This is a genomic window from Streptomyces alkaliterrae (genome assembly GCF_007097205.2).
GTDB lineage: Bacteria > Actinomycetota > Actinomycetes > Streptomycetales > Streptomycetaceae > Streptomyces > Streptomyces alkaliterrae.
This window is the reverse complement of the sequence record NZ_VJYK02000639.1, coordinates 1-879: the sequence shown is the minus strand read 5'-3', so window position 1 is coordinate 879 and position 879 is coordinate 1. Positions and strand designations below refer to the sequence as shown.

The window sequence follows — 879 nt, the reverse complement described above, 5'->3', positions numbered from 1 at the left end:
TCAGTGTGTATAAGAGACAGCGCCCACCGGTCTCCACACCCCCACCCACACCTCTCCATCACCCCATCTGACCTGCGGGTTTCCATCGATCGGCGGTAGTCTCCAGAGGTGGAAAGGGGGGCCCGGATGGACCGGAGCATCCGCACGACCGAAGACGTTCTCCGCCTGCTCGACGGGCTGTTCGCGCGCGGCGCCGACCGCTGGACGCCCGAGGGCGCGACCTGGTGGGACGACTTCTACGCCGACCGATCGAAGGGCGTGCCGTTCTTCGTCGACAAACCGGACGAGAACCTCGCCTCGTACGTCGAACGCGGGCTGGTCAAGCCGGGCCGGGCCCTCGACCTGGGCTGCGGCCCCGGCCGCAACGCCCTCTACCTCGCCTCACGCGGCTTCGAGGTCGACGCCGTCGACCTCTCCGCCCACGCGCTCGCCTGGGCTCGCGAACGGGCGGCCACCGCCGGCCTCACCGCCCGCTTCCATCACGGCGACGCGTTCGGGCCGGTCGGAGCCGCCCTGCGCGGCGAGTACGACCTGGTCTACGACTCCGGCTGCTTCCACCACCTCCCGCCGCACCGCCGCGTAAGCCACCTGGCGCTCCTCAACCGGCTGCTCGCCCCCGGCGGCCACTTCGGCCTCACCTGCTTCGCCTCAGGCGCGATGGGCTCCGAGCGGGACGACGCGGACTTCTACCGGGAGGGCCGGCTGGAGGGCGGACTCGCGTACTCCGCCGAAGCGCTCCGGCACGTCTTCTCCGACCTGACAGAGGTCGAACTGCGCCGCATGCACGGCGAGCCCCGGCACTCCCCCCACTTCGGCGAACCCTTCCTCTGGGCCGCCCTCTTCCACCGCCAGAGCTGACACGGGCCCCCCGGTCAGCCC

The 879-nt window shown here is 71.4% G+C and carries 1 protein-coding gene; it reads left to right on the top strand.

Annotation, left to right across the window (positions count from 1 at the left end):
- The first annotated feature begins 126 nt into the window (after nt 1-126).
- A complete protein-coding gene (locus FNX44_RS27265; RefSeq protein ID WP_143651626.1) occupies nt 127-858 on the top strand; it encodes a class I SAM-dependent methyltransferase in 732 nt (243 codons plus the stop codon).
- Nucleotides 859-879: the final 21 nt, after the last annotated feature.